General features: G+C 64.9%; 11 protein-coding genes and 3 pseudogenes. 6 read left to right on the plus strand and 8 right to left on the minus strand.

The genetic code is table 11. The features are described from left to right. Window positions 1-156: 156 nt before the first annotated feature. The 7 genes and pseudogenes from ACOBQB_RS33680 to ACOBQB_RS33710 form a co-directional block, all read right to left on the minus strand. On the minus strand, window positions 157-1,851 hold the full coding sequence (locus ACOBQB_RS33680; RefSeq protein WP_423597201.1) for a carbamoyltransferase: 1,695 nt from the start codon (window positions 1,849-1,851) through the stop codon (window positions 157-159). A gap of 41 nt (window positions 1,852-1,892) precedes the next feature. Continuing rightward, complete coding sequence (locus tag ACOBQB_RS33685; protein ID WP_423597203.1) at window positions 1,893-2,678, minus strand: FkbM family methyltransferase; 786 nt, start codon at window positions 2,676-2,678, stop codon at window positions 1,893-1,895. Next, window positions 2,656-2,907 carry a phosphopantetheine-binding protein gene (locus ACOBQB_RS33690; RefSeq protein WP_423597205.1) on the minus strand — a complete coding sequence of 84 codons (252 nt, stop codon included), beginning with the start codon at window positions 2,905-2,907 and terminating at the stop codon, window positions 2,656-2,658. The genes ACOBQB_RS33685 and ACOBQB_RS33690 overlap by 23 nt, the downstream gene beginning before the upstream one ends. A gap of 119 nt (window positions 2,908-3,026) precedes the next feature. Further along, the gene (locus tag ACOBQB_RS33695) at window positions 3,027-4,184 is read right to left on the minus strand and encodes an aromatic ring-hydroxylating oxygenase subunit alpha (RefSeq protein WP_423597207.1); all 1,158 of its coding nucleotides are present in this window, start codon (window positions 4,182-4,184) and stop codon (window positions 3,027-3,029) included. 587 nt (window positions 4,185-4,771) lie between these two features. Then, a pseudogene (locus ACOBQB_RS33700) lies at window positions 4,772-5,829 on the minus strand (IS701 family transposase); the annotation flags it as partial. A 93-nt stretch (window positions 5,830-5,922) separates the two neighbouring features. After that, window positions 5,923-6,618 carry a transposase gene (locus tag ACOBQB_RS33705; RefSeq protein WP_423597209.1) on the minus strand — a complete coding sequence of 232 codons (696 nt, stop codon included), beginning with the start codon at window positions 6,616-6,618 and terminating at the stop codon, window positions 5,923-5,925. 24 nt (window positions 6,619-6,642) lie between these two features. Further along, complete coding sequence (locus ACOBQB_RS33710; RefSeq protein ID WP_423597211.1) at window positions 6,643-6,849, minus strand: helix-turn-helix domain-containing protein; 207 nt, start codon at window positions 6,847-6,849, stop codon at window positions 6,643-6,645. A 326-nt stretch (window positions 6,850-7,175) separates the two neighbouring features. On the opposite strand from ACOBQB_RS33710, the gene ACOBQB_RS33715 reads away from it, so the two are divergent. Next, on the plus strand, window positions 7,176-8,339 hold the full coding sequence (locus ACOBQB_RS33715; protein ID WP_423597213.1) for a radical SAM protein: 1,164 nt from the start codon (window positions 7,176-7,178) through the stop codon (window positions 8,337-8,339). 37 nt (window positions 8,340-8,376) lie between these two features. Here the strand turns inward: ACOBQB_RS33715 and ACOBQB_RS33720 are convergent. Continuing rightward, window positions 8,377-8,979, minus strand: a pseudogene (locus tag ACOBQB_RS33720) (transposase); the annotation flags it as partial. Window positions 8,980-9,137: 158 nt separating this feature from the next. On the opposite strand from ACOBQB_RS33720, the gene ACOBQB_RS33725 reads away from it, so the two are divergent. The 5 genes and pseudogenes from ACOBQB_RS33725 (at window position 9,138) to ACOBQB_RS33745 (ending at window position 13,841) form a co-directional block, all read left to right on the plus strand. Beyond that, on the plus strand, window positions 9,138-10,445 hold the full coding sequence (locus ACOBQB_RS33725) for a lysine N(6)-hydroxylase/L-ornithine N(5)-oxygenase family protein (RefSeq protein ID WP_423597215.1): 1,308 nt from the start codon (window positions 9,138-9,140) through the stop codon (window positions 10,443-10,445). Then, window positions 10,442-11,023, plus strand: coding sequence for a GNAT family N-acetyltransferase (locus ACOBQB_RS33730; RefSeq protein WP_423597217.1), 582 nt, complete (start codon window positions 10,442-10,444; stop codon window positions 11,021-11,023). The genes ACOBQB_RS33725 and ACOBQB_RS33730 overlap by 4 nt, the downstream gene beginning before the upstream one ends. 11 nt (window positions 11,024-11,034) lie before the next feature. Continuing rightward, on the plus strand, window positions 11,035-12,798 hold the full coding sequence (locus tag ACOBQB_RS33735; protein ID WP_423598937.1) for an IucA/IucC family protein: 1,764 nt from the start codon (window positions 11,035-11,037) through the stop codon (window positions 12,796-12,798). A 211-nt stretch (window positions 12,799-13,009) separates the two neighbouring features. Continuing rightward, window positions 13,010-13,360, plus strand: a pseudogene (locus tag ACOBQB_RS33740) (transposase family protein); the annotation flags it as partial. A 202-nt stretch (window positions 13,361-13,562) separates the two neighbouring features. Beyond that, window positions 13,563-13,841, plus strand: coding sequence for a hypothetical protein (locus ACOBQB_RS33745; protein WP_423599026.1), 279 nt, complete (start codon window positions 13,563-13,565; stop codon window positions 13,839-13,841). Window positions 13,842-13,903 lie beyond the last annotated feature (62 nt).

Raw genomic sequence — 13,903 nt, forward strand, 5'->3', positions numbered from 1 at the left:
AGGTGCCGGGGTGGTCAGGTCCGCCGCGGGCCAACTAGCAGGCATGTGCCTGCCGGAAGGTACCAGGCGTCCACGACAACCGAGATGTCGTTGGCGGCACGGATCGTCCATACCGTTGCGCTCCGGCGTCGAGTGACAACACCACTGTGATTTCGCTCAGTTGGCAGAGCCGCTCTGCAGAGCCGAGTCCAGGTCCTCGACGGAGTGCGTCACCAGGTAGTCCTCGATGATCAGATGGTCGAGGCGGCTGCCACCGTAGAAGTCAAGGGCCTGCTCGGGCGTCTCCACGATGGGGGCGCCCCGGTCGTTGAACGAGGTGTTGAGCACGACCGGCACCCCGGTCAGTCCGTGGAAGTGCTCGATGAGCTCGCGGTATCTGCCGTTGTCGGCGCGGGTCACGGTCTGCACCCGTGCCGTGCCGTCCACGTGGACGATGGCCGGGACCTCCTGCTGCTTGTCTGGCCGGACCGGCGCGACGATGAGCATGTAGGGCGACTCGATGTCGAGGTCGAAGTACTCCGATGCGTGCTCCCGGAGCACGGCCGGCGCGAACGGCCGGAACTCCTCCCGGTGCTTCACCCGCATGTTGATGATGTCCTTCATCTCCGCGCGCCGCGGGTCGGCCAGGATGCTCCGGTGTCCCAGGGCACGCGGTCCGAACTCCGACCCGCCGGTGAACCAGCCCAGCAGCGCGCCCCTGGAGAGAAGCTCCGCACCGGTTTCCGCAGGCTTTTCGATCTTGCGGTAGGGCAGGCCGGAGGCGTCGAGGGCGGTACGGATCTCGGCGTCGCTGTACGAACGGCCGAGGTAGGCGTGCCGCTGCGCGGTGCGCGCGGGCTCCTTGCGTGGCTGTTCCCCGATGACGTGGTAGCCGTAGTACGCGTTGCCCACCGCGCAGCCGCCGTCGCCGGCGGCAGGCTGGACGAAGACGTTCTCGAAGGGCGTCTCGCGGAGGATACGGCCGTTGGCCACGCAGTTGAGCGCGACGCCGCCGGCCAGACACAGGTCGGTGAGGCCGGTGTCCGCGTGCAACTGGCGGACCACGTGCAGCAGGACCTCTTCCAGCGTGTCCTGCGCGGCGTACGCCAGGTCGGCACCACGGGCGAAGCGCTCCTCGCCCTCGTAGCCGTCGAGGGCGTGCTCGATGAAGTCGAGGAGCCCGCCGTTCTTCAGGTGCAGCTCGAAGCGACCGTCGGGCAGAAGAGTCACGTACTTGCGGAACGTCTCGCAGTAGCGCGGGCCACCATACGGTGCCAGCCCCATGGTCTTGCCGTCCTCTGACAAGTACCAGTGACGGTCCTCGTACAGGACGAAGCCGATGGCTTTGCTGACCGCCTTGTACATGTAACCGAGGGAGTGGTCGCTGTCCCCGGCCTGGTAGACCTGGAGCGCGCTGAGGCCGTCGGTGGACCAGTTCGTCCCGAATACCTTGCTCAGCTCGGTGATGGCGGTGCCGTCACCGATGGCGGTGGTGAGGGTCTCGACACCCTTGCCCTCGAAAAGGCTTCCCGCCCCGTCGACGACAAGGATCGCTGCCCGCTCAAACGGTGAGGGGTAGAACGCACTTGCCGCGTGCGCCATGTGGTGTTTGATCAGATGTATTCGCTTACGGAAGGGGAAGTAAGCGGGCGCCAGCAGGGTGTCGTCGGCGACGATCACGTCCACGTCGGCCAATTTGCGTTCATCCATGTCCAGGCAGTACCGCCAGGACTGATTGAAGAGTGAGTTGACGCCGACCGAGTACTTGACTCGGCGGACTCTCTCCTCCTCGATGCCCGCGGCGATCCTGCCGTCGGATACCAGGCACGCTGCAAAGTCATGGTTGGAACCGCCGAGACCAAGCGTCAGCATGTTTTCATACCCCCTCTCCGGGTACCGATAGGAACCCGGCCTCACGCCTGTACGGCGTGGATAAGATAGTTAAGACCGTCACCATCGGACATGGGCGGCACTCGAACGGCGGGCTTCATGCCCATCTCCTCGAGCAGCACACAGAGTTCCGCGACCCGGCCGTTGATGTCCTGCACGTCGATGAACACATTGCGGAGCAGCGGGAACAGTGACCTGTCGATGCCCCGCAGGATTGCTAGCTCGGACCCCACCGCGTCGATCTTCAGTAGATCGACCGGGCGTCCTCCGTCGAGGTACTGGGACAGCCGGTCGACCCGTACCGACACCTCGCGCCCTTGAAACATTCGCTCCACGACGCGGGGCGGGAAGCTCTTGGAGAGCACGCCTTTCAGCCGCTCCTGGTCATGGGGAAACAGCGTGGAACTGCTCGGGAGGAGCGGGTAGTAGGTGAATGTGACCTCGTCCCGTTCCTCACCGCCCAGCGCCAACTCGTACACCTCAACGTCGGAAAGGTCGAACTTCGCGACGTTCGCACGCAGAGCCGAGACCAGCTCGGGCAGCGGTTCGAAAGCGACGACGTGGGCTCGCGGACAGTGCGTCTTGACGAAGAGGGTGAACAGACCGATGTTCGCGCCGACGTCGACCACGAACGGCTCCTCGCCGAGGGAGACATCGGCGTACGTGCCGTGCTCGAAGATCTCCTGGTAGAGGAAACGCGCGTCCAGCGGGCTGGCCGCGTGAACGGAGAGGCCTGCTGCCACCTCCGTCGCCTTCGGCACCATCATCGCGTCGATATTCCCGCGCTCAGACGAGCCGTTCGGCGACATAGTCGACGAGCCGCTCTTCGGAGGTCAGCGTTTCTTCAGTGAGGTCCTCGTCCTCAAACGTCACACCGAAGTGCTCTTCAAGGAGGAGGAGGAACTCCAGGGCGTCCAGCGAAGTAAAGCCGTATGCCTCGAGGAAGTTTGTGCTGTTCTCATTCACGGTACGACCGCTGGAGGTTGCGAACTCCTTGGCGATCTGGCGTATCTCCTGCTGAACTTCCTTGTGTTGCATTGCTGACCTTCCGTCGTTTGATTGGGTGGCAGATCTAGTAACCGTGCGGAGCGCTGCCCCACTCGATCTTCGATGAACAGAGTGTGGACTACGCAGAGTTGCCGTGAAATCAGACTCGGCTAATCGTCTTCGTGCTCGGCGAGTACACGCTTCAGCCAACGGTGGTGGTGCTGAAGCGCCAGCTCATTGCGGCCGAATACGAAGTGCGTATTTGCTCCGGATGCGAACGCCGACTGGACGTCGGCACCGATACGGTAGTCCTCCTCGAAAACACCCCGTCGGACGAGCTCGCTGAACTCCTGGGCGAACCTGCGCGCCTCGTCCGTCCTGGGGGGAACGCGCGTCATCACCGTCTGCACAGTTCGGCTCGTGTCGGGAGTGGGGCCGGGGAAGATCTGAGACAGCACCGCGTAGTCGTCCCAGGCCCCGGCGAGCGAGACATTCGGGAAGAGAGTGTAAACTGTGCCGCAGTGCGGAGCGGGATCCCACTCCTCCTCCGGTACACCGCGCAGCGATTTGATCGACTTGGCGGGGTAGAGGATGCGCTGGTGCGGTCCGAAGTCGTCCACGACCATCAGGTTCGAGGTGTTCGTCGGGGCGAAGGTCGCCCGGTGCAGCGCCTGTACGTGATAACTCTCGAGGTAGCCGTCGAGCGCCACCTTCCAGCCGGGGCCCGACGTCTCGTGCTGCTCGTACACGTGCCAGTCAGCGAGGTCCAGTTGCCCCAGCTCCCGCTCGTACTCGCCGAGCCAGCTCTCCAGGCCGAGCGGCTCCTCGCCGGTCAGCCGGACCCAGACGATCCCGTGCCGTTCCTCGGCCGCCAGCGGTCGCAGCCCGAACTCGGCGGTGTCGATCTCGCCGAACGTGCCGGGCTTGTGAACTGCGACGAGATCGCCGCGGTCGTCGTACACCCACGCGTGATAGGGGCAGCGGAAACGGTGCCGCGTGCCGGTACCCACGGGGCACAGCTGCGCGCCTCGGTGGCGGCAGACGTTGAGGAACGCGCGGACGGAACCGTCCGTGCCCCGGGATATCAGCACCGGGACACCCATGGCGTCCATGGCCTTGAAGGACCTCGGCCCCGGAAGCTCGACGGACAGCGCGAGCGCCAGAGGCACCCGCTTGAAGACTAGGTCGATCTCCCTCTGCCACAAGTCCGCGTCGACATAGTCCTCGACGGGAATGCGCATCACGTCAGGCGCCTGGTCCGTAGTGCCGGCCTCAAGGTGTGTCAGAGCGCGCTTCGCGAGCGCTACGGACTGGGTGCGTTGGATCACTCGGATATGATCGCACAGCACATCCGCGCATGTCAGCATGCCTGTTCTCCCCATCGAGGGGAGACAACTACACGCTCGAGACCTCAATGGTGCAGCGTGGCTCGTCGCGCACGACTCGTGCGAACAGGATCTGATGCGGTTGATCGAAGACGCCGGCTTGCTGCCCGTCGGTTCAGCCTTCGCCAGCAGGTACGACGGGAGCCGAACCCCAGGTCCAGCGACCGGAGGTGCCAGGCCGCGTCCTGGGTGCACAGTGGCCGACATCACCATGAAGCAAACTCTGCCACGTCGCCGAGCAGACCTTCCGCCCTGCTCCACCAGTTCAAGCACTCGTCGTCCGCGTTAGTACTCCAGTGCGGTTTCGTGATCTATTCAGCGGGTTCGTCGGTGGTTCGTCGTCGGTAGTGACTGCGTCGGGCTGTTGCCTGGTGGCGTCTGCGCCAGGCGGACCAGTGCAGCAGCCTGGCCACGGTCACGGCTGGTGGGTCGAAGACGGCGACGAGTAGGTGGCGGATCTCCGGGACGGTCAGCGTGATCGGGTCGCGGCTGCGGACGCAGTGGTGCGGATCGATGGGCCTTTCGGGGGCCGCGTCGCCGGCCGCGGCGGTCAGGAAGGCCAGGGCGAGCATGGCGAGCGTGATGTGCCGGTGCCAGGAGGTCCATGCCTGACCTGGTAGTGGTCGAGGCCGACCTGGCCCTTGGCGGCCTGGAAGCACTCCTCCACGCTCCAGCGGACACCGGCGACGTGGACCAGTTCGGACAGGGCCACTCCGGTGGGTGACCAGCACAGGTAGAAGGCGAGTTCGCCGGTGGACCGGTTGCGTCGGATGAGCAGGTGGCGGTGGCTGCCGGTGCCGATGTGGATCCAGGCCCAGTCGTGGTACCGCGGCTCTTTCGCCCCGTTGCCGACGCTGTGCCGCTGCCAGGTCGTGGCGGGCAGGCGGCCGGCGACGGTGTCCGCGCGGACAGGGGTGCGGCCGTGGTTGATGCTCACCCGCGTCGAGCAGGCGACGGCCAGCACGTAGCCGGTGCCGCGTGCCTCGAGGGCGGCGCGGAGCTGGGGGTCCTGGCCGTAGGCTTCGTCACCGGTCACCCAGGACGCGGTGATCCCGGCGTCCAGCGCGGCGGCGATCATCTCCCCGGCCAGTTGGGGCTTGGTCGCGAACGGTATGCCCTCGGGGATCCCGGCCGCCTGACGGCGTTCGGGATCGGAGCACTAGGAGTGCTCGGGCAGGTAGAGCCGACGGTCGATCAGAGCTCTTCCCCGGCGGGTGGCCAGGGCGAGGAACACGCCGGCCTGGGAGTTTTCGATGCGTCCCGCGGTGCCGGTGTACTGCCGTTGCACTCCCGCCGAGGCCCTGCCCTTCTTCAGGAAGCCGGTCTCGTCGACTACGAGAACGGCGCCGTCGGCGCCGAGGTGTTCGGCGACGTACGCGCGTACATCGTCGCGGACGGCATCGGCGTCCCAGCGGGCGTAGCACAGCAGACGCTGGCCTCGGCCCGGGCCGGGCATGGCCGGCCCGGGCCGGCCAGTTGCCAGCAGTTCTTCCGTTCGACGCTCGACGCTCGACAGTAGTCCGAGCAGGTAGGCGCGGGCCGTGGCCCGGGGTTCAACTCGCCCGAACCGGCCCGCGATCCGGGCCATGACATGGTCGAACGTTGCCCGCCAGCGGGCAGGGTCTACGCTATGGCCTGCGGCCACCGCACGATCTTCAGGAGTCCACACAACCCCCGGTGATCACGCGGTGGCCGCACCCTTTCCCAGCCGGGTCCCCGGCAAGATCGCGAAGTCAGACTGGAGTGCTAGTGCTGGATTCCTCAAACGGTGTACGTGTATCGGCGCCGTAGTTGTCGGGTGGGTGGGGCGGGTCTTCCCCATATCCAGGGTCTGGCTCGGGCATTGAGCTGGGATGTTGCGAGGCGGGTGGCGTGTTCGATCTCGGGTGGTCCGGCGAAGGACTGGCCGGCGAGGGCGGCCTTGCCGGAAGATGCGCCACCAGCCTTCCTGGAGGTTGAGCCAGCAGGCGCCGACGGGGATGAAGACGTGCCGGATTCGGGGGTGGTCCTCCAGCCAAGTGCGGGTGGACAGGCTGTTGTGCGAGGACAGGTTGTCGGTGACGACGTAGATGTCACCTACAGGATTGGCAGCCTCAACCTTCTGAAGAAACTGCTGGTAGAAGGCACTGTTGCGGGAGGATGCGGCCATGGTCACCTGATGTCCGTCCCGCACGCGTAAAGCACCGTAGACCCAGGTCTTCTCCGGCCCGCGACCGTAGTCGACCTCCGACTTGATGCGGTGACCGTGCACCCGGTCCTGGACCCGCTCGAAGGATCCGGACTTCGAGGGAAAAGGACGAGGATCATCGAGCTCTACACCTGCCCGCCCGAGGGTGCGACGGTCGTCGGCGCCATCGCACCCCCTCGGCCAGCTCACCGTCCGCCTGCACGGTCAGCCGACCTAGAGGCGACTGCCTGACCAGGCCGATGATCCTTGAGCGTTCCCCCTCGGTGATCCGCCGCTTGCGGCCCTGCCCGCCCAGGTCCTCCAGTCCGTCCAGACTGAGCGGTTAAAGCGGTGCAACCAGCAACGGACTGTCTTGGGGCTGCACCTCAACTCGTCCGCGATGGCCGGCACCCGCTGCCCGGACCAGCTCAGCTCGACCATCCGTGCCCGCAGCACCAGATCACATGAGCCTTGCGCGCCCGCGACAGCCGACGTACGACCCGCTCCTCGTTCTCGTCACGACTCTGCCGTGCCCGTAACACCACCGTGCAGCACCCGCCCCCGAGCACCCGAACCACCCCGCCACAAGGACACATACCCAGCGAAAGCGGAATCCAGCACTGGGCGCCAGGAAGCCATCTGGTGCACGGGGTTGACCAGCGGATAGGGTTGCTGCGCGGCGTCGCGTGACTCCCAGCCGTGTCAACACGTGATGCAGGGCATGTGTACTAGAAATCCAAGAACTACCGCAACTAGCAAGGAATTAAATGCGTCTCAAGGAACAGTTTCGTGCCGCAATGACGACGGCCGTGTCCGAAGGCGGTCGACTGCCATTCCTTGTGAACGACATGGTAATTGAAGAGCAGTTGTGTCAGATGCGCTGCTCCTACTGCCTCACCGAGGAATTCAACCTCCTCATGGACGTGCCGGACGCGCGGCTGCGGATCACCACCGACCGGAGCCAGGACTGGCTCGAGATACTGGACCTTTACCACGAGCACGTGGACGCGCCCATCCTGCGGTTGTCCGGCGGCGAGTTCTTCTGGCTGAAGGGCTCCACCGAATTCGTTAAGGAGGCCAGCAACCGTTACGAGACGGTCCAGGTTATTACCAACGGCGTCTTCCTCAACGAGCGGCGCATCGAGGCCCTCGCCTCGATGGGGAACGTCCAGCTGAACATCTCGCTGGACGGCCACACCCTGGAGCTCAATCGCCACCGTCTGCCGCCGAAGCAGGCCAAGCTGCACGACGTGATCATGCGCAACCTCGGCGCGGCGGCCGAGGCCGGGTTGCAGATCGACATCCAGTCCGTGCTCACCGACGCCAACTACCACGGGCAGCTGGAGTTCGCGGAGTACCTGCGTGCCCGCTATGCGGGGCGCACAACCCTCTACTTCTTCCCCGTGCGCGGCGACACCGCCGAGCGGATGGGCCCCCCTCCGGGTGACCACCTGATGCCGCTGGTAGACCGGTACGACGAGTTCGCCTCGGTGCTGCCGCCGCGGGCGTACGTCGAGCACGTGGCCACGCAGCTGCAGACCAATGTGCGGACGCTGGGCTGCTTCGTGCCCGCGACCATGGCCCAGCTGTTCGGTCAGGGCGACGTGTCCGCCTGCCCACACGCCTGGGTCAAGCCGATGGGCAATTTGGTCGGCGACCGAAGCCTGCTGCTGGACCAGTACGGCTCCCACCAGCACTACGACCTGTTCATGCATGACAGGCCGCGGTTCGGCTTCTGTAAGACGTGCGCCACGCCGTCGGACGTGATCAACCTATACTTCCTCGACCGGCTTACGCTTGAGGAGATCGGATCGACGCACCTCTACTCAGGGCCGAAGTCCCAGGCACGGCTGCAGGAGCTCAAGGAGCGCTTCCGTCCGACTCTGTGCGGCGCAACCGCGGCGGCCGCGGGAGTCGCAGGCCCTTACTGAGCGTTTGGTCCTGTGATTCGTGTTTGGCTCCTGTGGGTTAGGTTCCGCGCCAGTTGGGGGTGCTTTCGCCGGTGAGGCGGCGGGCCATGAGGTCGATCATCGCGAGTGGGATCATGGCTCCGGAGCGGTGCGGGTGTCTCTCGTAGTCACGGGCGAGGCGGCGGTGGTGCATGAGCCAGCCGATGCTGCGCTCGATGGTCCAACGTCTTGGGATAATCGTGAATCCCTTGGCGCCCGGTGGGCGTTGGACGGGGTGGACGTCGATGCCGAGGCGGGCGCCGTGGTCGATGGCCGTGGTGCGGTATGCGGCATCCACCCAGGCCTTGCGCACGCGGGGGTGGGCGGCGGCGATGCGGGACAGCAGCGTCATGCCGGCTGCGGTGTCGGACACGCTCGCCGCGGTGACCGGGACGGTCAGCAGCAGGCCGAGGGTGTCGCAGCCCAGGTGGCGTTTGCGCCCGATGATGCGTTTCCCGGCGTCGGTGCCCTGGTCGGCCAGAGGCACGTTGGCGGAGGTCTTGAAGGTCTGGGAGTCGAGCACGCAGGCCGACGGTTCCGTGTTGCGGCCCTCTTGTCGGCGCACGAGGCGCCGCAGCAGGCCGGTGAGCTGCTCGAAGACGCCGTCCTGTCGCCAGTGGGCGAGTGAAGTAGGCCGCCGACGAGGTGCCCGTGGTTCGGGTCCTTTTCCGACGGCCCCTTCCCGAACGGTGCGACGTGCCTACGGGTATTGGAAGTGTGCCCGGAGCGACGACGGACCGACATCGCTGTGATGACAATATGTACCCTGTTCACACCAGTATGCCGAGGGAGAGTCCTTTGACCGCGCCTGATGAGATCTACGACGTCGTCGGGATCGGCCTGGGTCCCTTCAACTTGGGGCTCGCCTGCCTGGTCGAGCCGATCGAGGAACTGAGTGCGGTTTTCCTGGATGCCAAGCCGGATGTCTCATGGCACCCCGGGATGTTCCTGGACGGTGCGCATCTCCAGACCCCATTCATGGCCGACCTGGTGAGCCTTGCCGATCCCACATCGCCGTACTCCTTCCTCAATTACCTGAAGGAGTCCGGGCGACTCTACTCGTTCTACATACGCGAGAACTTCTATCCGCTTCGCGTCGAGTACAACAACTACTGCCGCTGGGCCTCCGCACGACTGACCAATGTGCGTTTCAACTCCAGGGTAGAGAGCATCACCCACGCGGACGGTCATTACACGATCACCACTGCTCAGGGGCACTCGTACCGGGCACTGCGAGTCGTCCTGGGCACGGGCACTCCGCCCCACGTCCCCGCGGCCTGCCAGAATTTGGGCGGCGACTTCCTCCACAGCTCCCGCTATCTGTACGGAAAGCGTGACATTCAGCGGAAGAAGTCCATCACGCTGGTGGGAAGCGGACAGAGCGCGGCGGAGATCTACCAGGACCTGCTGGCTGAAATCGATGTGCACGGCTACCAGTTGAACTGGATCACTCGCTCACCCCGGTTCTTCCCTCTGGAGTACACCAAGCTCACGCTTGAGATGACCTCCCCGGACTACGCCGACTACTTCCACGCCCTTCCCGAGGAGACCCGCTACCGGCTGGAGTCCTCACAGAAGGGCCTTTTCAAGGGGATCGACTCCGACCTCATCAACGCTATTTTCGATCTCTTGTATGAGAAAAGCGTACAAGGCCCAGTCCTCACTCAGCTGTTCACCAACACCAGCCTGTGCACAGCGACGTTCGATCCGTCCAACGGCACCTACACCCTTGGCCTGCACCAGGAGGAACAGGGCCGGGACTTCGGAATTCAGACCGAGGGCCTGGTCCTCGCCACCGGCTATGAGTATGAACCGCCCGCCTTCCTCGATCCGGTGCGCGACCGCATCAAATGGGACCGTCATGGCCGCTTCGATGTGGGACGCAACTACTCGATCGATGTCGCAGGGAGCGAGATCTTCCTCCAGAACGCGGCCGCCCACACCCACAGCGTCACAAGCCCGGACCTTGGCATGGGCCCGTACCGGAACTCCTGCATCATCAGCGAACTCCTCGGCTTCGAGTACTACCCGGTGGAGAAGCGCACCTCCTTCCAGGAGTTCGGAGCACCGGAAGGCACCGTGGCATGACCGAGCACTCTTCTGAGATCCTCTTCACGGCCACTGACCCGGCCCTGGGCCAGTTCTCTCTACGTGCCCTCGATCCCGTGGCCGACGGCCCCTTGCTGCACCGCTGGATGACCCATCCCAAAGCCAGATTTTGGATGATGCAGGACGCCTCACTGCAGGACGTTGTACGCGAGTATTCGGCCATCACGGCATCACCGCACCACGAGGCCTTCATCGGGCTGCATCAAGGGGAGCCCGTATTCCTGGCTGAGCGGTACGACCCCACCGAGGTCGAGCTCAAAGGGCTGTACCCGGCCGTAGCGGGCGATGTCGGCATGCACTTCCTGTGCGCCCCGACCGACACCCGCATTCCTGGATTCACCCGGGCGGTCATCCGTACGGTGATGGAGTTCCTGTTCGCCACTCCGACGACCCGCCGAGTCGTCGTCGAGCCCGATGTACGGAATACGGCGGTACATGCCCTCAACGCGACCGTCGGATTCGTACCGGAGTATGAGATCGACAAGCCGGAGAAGCGCGCGCTGCTGAGCTGCTGCACACGCGCGCAGTTCTCCGCGACTCAAGGAGTACGAGCGTGAAGAAGACGCCCATGCGCCACCTGACCCCCGAGGCCTGGGCCGTAGCCGGCCGCTCGCTCATTCGCAAGGCGCTCTCGGAGTTCGCCCATGAGCGCCTCCTCGTCCCCGAGGAACTCGGTGACGGGCACTACCGCGTCAACAGCGACGACGGGCGCATCTCCTACCGGTACAAAGCACGTGTACTGGCGCTGAACCACTGGGACGTCGATGCCTCCTCTATCGTCCGTCGCGACTCCCTCCTTGACTCAGAACTCCCCCTGGATCCACTGGAGTTTTTTATCGATCTGCGTGTGACGCTGGGGCTGAGCGACCAGGTTCTTCCGGTGTACCTCGAGGAGATCTCCTCCACTCTCGCAAGCAGTTGCTACAAGGCATCACGGACCATTCAAAGTGCCGACCAATTGGCCTCGGCCGATTTCCAAGCCATCGAGACTGGAATGTCCGAAGGGCATCCCTGTTTCGTGGCCAACAACGGCCGTCTCGGCTTCGGCTCGGACGATTACGTCGCCTACGCACCGGAGGCCGGGTCCCCTGTCCGCCTCGTCTGGCTCGCGGCCCACCGCTCACGTGCCGCGTTCACCGCCGGGGCCGGTGTGGACTACGAGTTGCTGCTGCGCGGCGAGCTCGGCGACAGCACCGTCGGCCGCTTCCGCTCTGTGCTGCGCGAGCGCGGCCTCGATCCGCATGAGTACCTATTCATACCCGTCCACCCCTGGCAGTGGACGAACATACTGTGTGTCACCTTCGCCGCGGAACTGGCCCGTGGGCACCTCGTCCACCTCGGCGAGAGCGATGACGAATACCTCGCCCAGCAGTCCATCCGCACGTTTTTCAACATCACGAACCCAGCCAAGCACTATGTGAAGACGTCTCTGTCCGTCATCAACATGGGTTTTATGCGGGGCCTTTCCGCCGCGTATATGGCGGCCACTCCCGCCATCAATGACTGGGTCGCCGATCTCATCGAGAAGGACGAGATCCTGCGCTCGACCGGACTCACCATCATCCGTGAGCTGGCGGCCGTTGGCTATCGGCACCTGGAGTACGAATCCGCCACCGACCGGACCTCGCCCTACCGCAAGATGCTCGCAGCGCTGTGGCGCGAAAGTCCCGTCCCGTCGCTCAAGCACGGCGAGCGCCTGGCGACCATGGCTTCGCTGCTGCATGTGGACCACCAGGGAAAGTCAGTCGTGGGCGCGCTCATCCGCCGGTCGGGCCTGGACCCCGCTACCTGGCTGCGGCAATATCTGCGCGCCTATCTCACACCGCTGCTGCACTGCTACTACGCCTATGAGCTGGCCTTCATGCCGCATGGCGAGAACGTGATCCTCGTCCTCGACGCGCAAGGAGCCGTCTCCCGGGCAATCTTCAAGGACATCGCGGAAGAGGTCATCGTGATGGACCAGGAGATGCCGTTGCCTCCTGAGGTCGAACGCATCCGGGTCAACCTGCCCGAGGAACACAAGATCCTGCCGATCTTCACCGACGTCTTCGACGGGTTCTTCCGCTTCCTCTCGGCAATCCTTGACACTGAAGGCGTGATGGAGGAACGGGAGTTCTGGCAGCTGGTCGCCGAGTGCGTCGTCGACTACCAGGCGACAGCGCCCAGACTCCGTGACCAGTTCCGTAAGTACGACTTGTTTGCGCGGGAGTTCCCGCTGTCCTGCCACAACCGGCTCCAGCTGCGCAACAACCGGCAGATGGTGGACCTGGCGGACCCCTCAAGCAGCGTGCAGGTTGCCGGGACCCTCCGTAACCCCATCGTGGTTTCGTAAACGAGAACGGAGCTCCGCCCAGCGATTGAGGTTGGAGTAAGCATGATCGCCGGAAGCGCCGTTCCTCTCGAAACTGCCGGGCAAGTTCCAGTAGTACTTGGTCAGGTTGGTGCGGGGCCAGGGCTTCGGCGTAGTCGGTTGACGCCCGGTTGCTGACGTCTCGTCGTGTTGGGCAGGGTCCGATACAGAGCAGGCACGGACGTCCGTGATCATGGAGTTCTCTACGCTCTGTGACCTTGGACTGCCCGTGCCTGCTGCTGCATCATCTTTGATCTCTCCTGTCTTTGACCAGCTCAGACCGCATCCGGAAGTGTCCGGGAGAGAGCTTCCGCTTCTGCTGGAACGCCTCGCGCAGGTCCAGGACCCGCGTGATCCGCGGGGAGAACGGCATCCGCTCGTGACGCTCCTCGCGCTGACGGCCTGCGCGGTCCTCGCCGGAGCGAGATCCCTGCTCGCAGTTAGTGAATGGATGGCCGACGCACCGCCAGCCCTGCTCGAACGGCTCGGCACGGTCATCGACCCGCTGGTACCGAAACGGTCCTGGCCCGCGGAATCCACGATCCGGCGGTTGCTGGCCAGAATCGACGCGGACGCCTTGGACCGCGCGGTCGGAGCCTGGCTCGTGGACCGGCAGGCCAGAGACGAAGGACTACGGGGACTGGCGGTCGACGGGAAGTCGCTGCGGGGTGCTGCCCGCGCGAAAGGACGGAAGATCCACCTCCTGGCCGCCTGCGACCACGTGAGCGCACTGGTCCTCGCTGAAGATGGATGTCGGCGAGAAGACCAACGAGATCACCCGCTTCCGGCCTCTGCTCGACACCCTCGAGGACCTGGCCGACACGGCCCTGCACCACCTCAGGGACGTCACCTTCACCGAGGACGCCTCCCAGTTGCGGACCGGAAACGCACCCCGAGCAATGGCCACCTGCAGAAACCTCGCGATCGGAGCCCTTCGCCTCGCCGGCATCCGCAACATCGCCGCCGGCCTCCGACGGGCAGCCCGAGACCACACCCGGCCCCTCGCCCTCCTCGGCCTCACATGATCAAAACGGACGACACCGAACTACGCCGAAGCCCTGGTCAGTGACGCGCGCATCCACCGGAT

Origin of the sequence: Streptomyces sp. G5(2025), assembly GCF_049542075.1 — a bacterium.
In the GTDB taxonomy this organism is placed as follows: Bacteria; Actinomycetota; Actinomycetes; order Streptomycetales; family Streptomycetaceae; genus Streptomyces.

What these genes read in the sequence shown, in the direction of transcription:
- ACOBQB_RS33690 (WP_423597205.1), bottom strand. Translation starts at nt 2,907, where the DNA reads ATGCAACACAAGGAAGTTCAGCAGGAGATACGCCAGATCGCCAAGGAG.
- ACOBQB_RS33745 (WP_423599026.1), top strand. Translation starts at nt 13,563, where the DNA reads ATGGATGTCGGCGAGAAGACCAACGAGATCACCCGCTTCCGGCCTCTG.
- ACOBQB_RS33710 (WP_423597211.1), bottom strand. Translation starts at nt 6,849, where the DNA reads ATGGTCGAGCTGAGCTGGTCCGGGCAGCGGGTGCCGGCCATCGCGGAC.
- ACOBQB_RS33725 (WP_423597215.1), top strand. Translation starts at nt 9,138, where the DNA reads ATGCCGAGGGAGAGTCCTTTGACCGCGCCTGATGAGATCTACGACGTC.
- ACOBQB_RS33730 (WP_423597217.1), top strand. Translation starts at nt 10,442, where the DNA reads ATGACCGAGCACTCTTCTGAGATCCTCTTCACGGCCACTGACCCGGCC.
- ACOBQB_RS33735 (WP_423598937.1), top strand. Translation starts at nt 11,035, where the DNA reads ATGCGCCACCTGACCCCCGAGGCCTGGGCCGTAGCCGGCCGCTCGCTC.
- ACOBQB_RS33715 (WP_423597213.1), top strand. Translation starts at nt 7,176, where the DNA reads ATGCGTCTCAAGGAACAGTTTCGTGCCGCAATGACGACGGCCGTGTCC.
- ACOBQB_RS33685 (WP_423597203.1), bottom strand. Translation starts at nt 2,678, where the DNA reads ATGTCGCCGAACGGCTCGTCTGAGCGCGGGAATATCGACGCGATGATG.
- ACOBQB_RS33680 (WP_423597201.1), bottom strand. Translation starts at nt 1,851, where the DNA reads ATGCTGACGCTTGGTCTCGGCGGTTCCAACCATGACTTTGCAGCGTGC.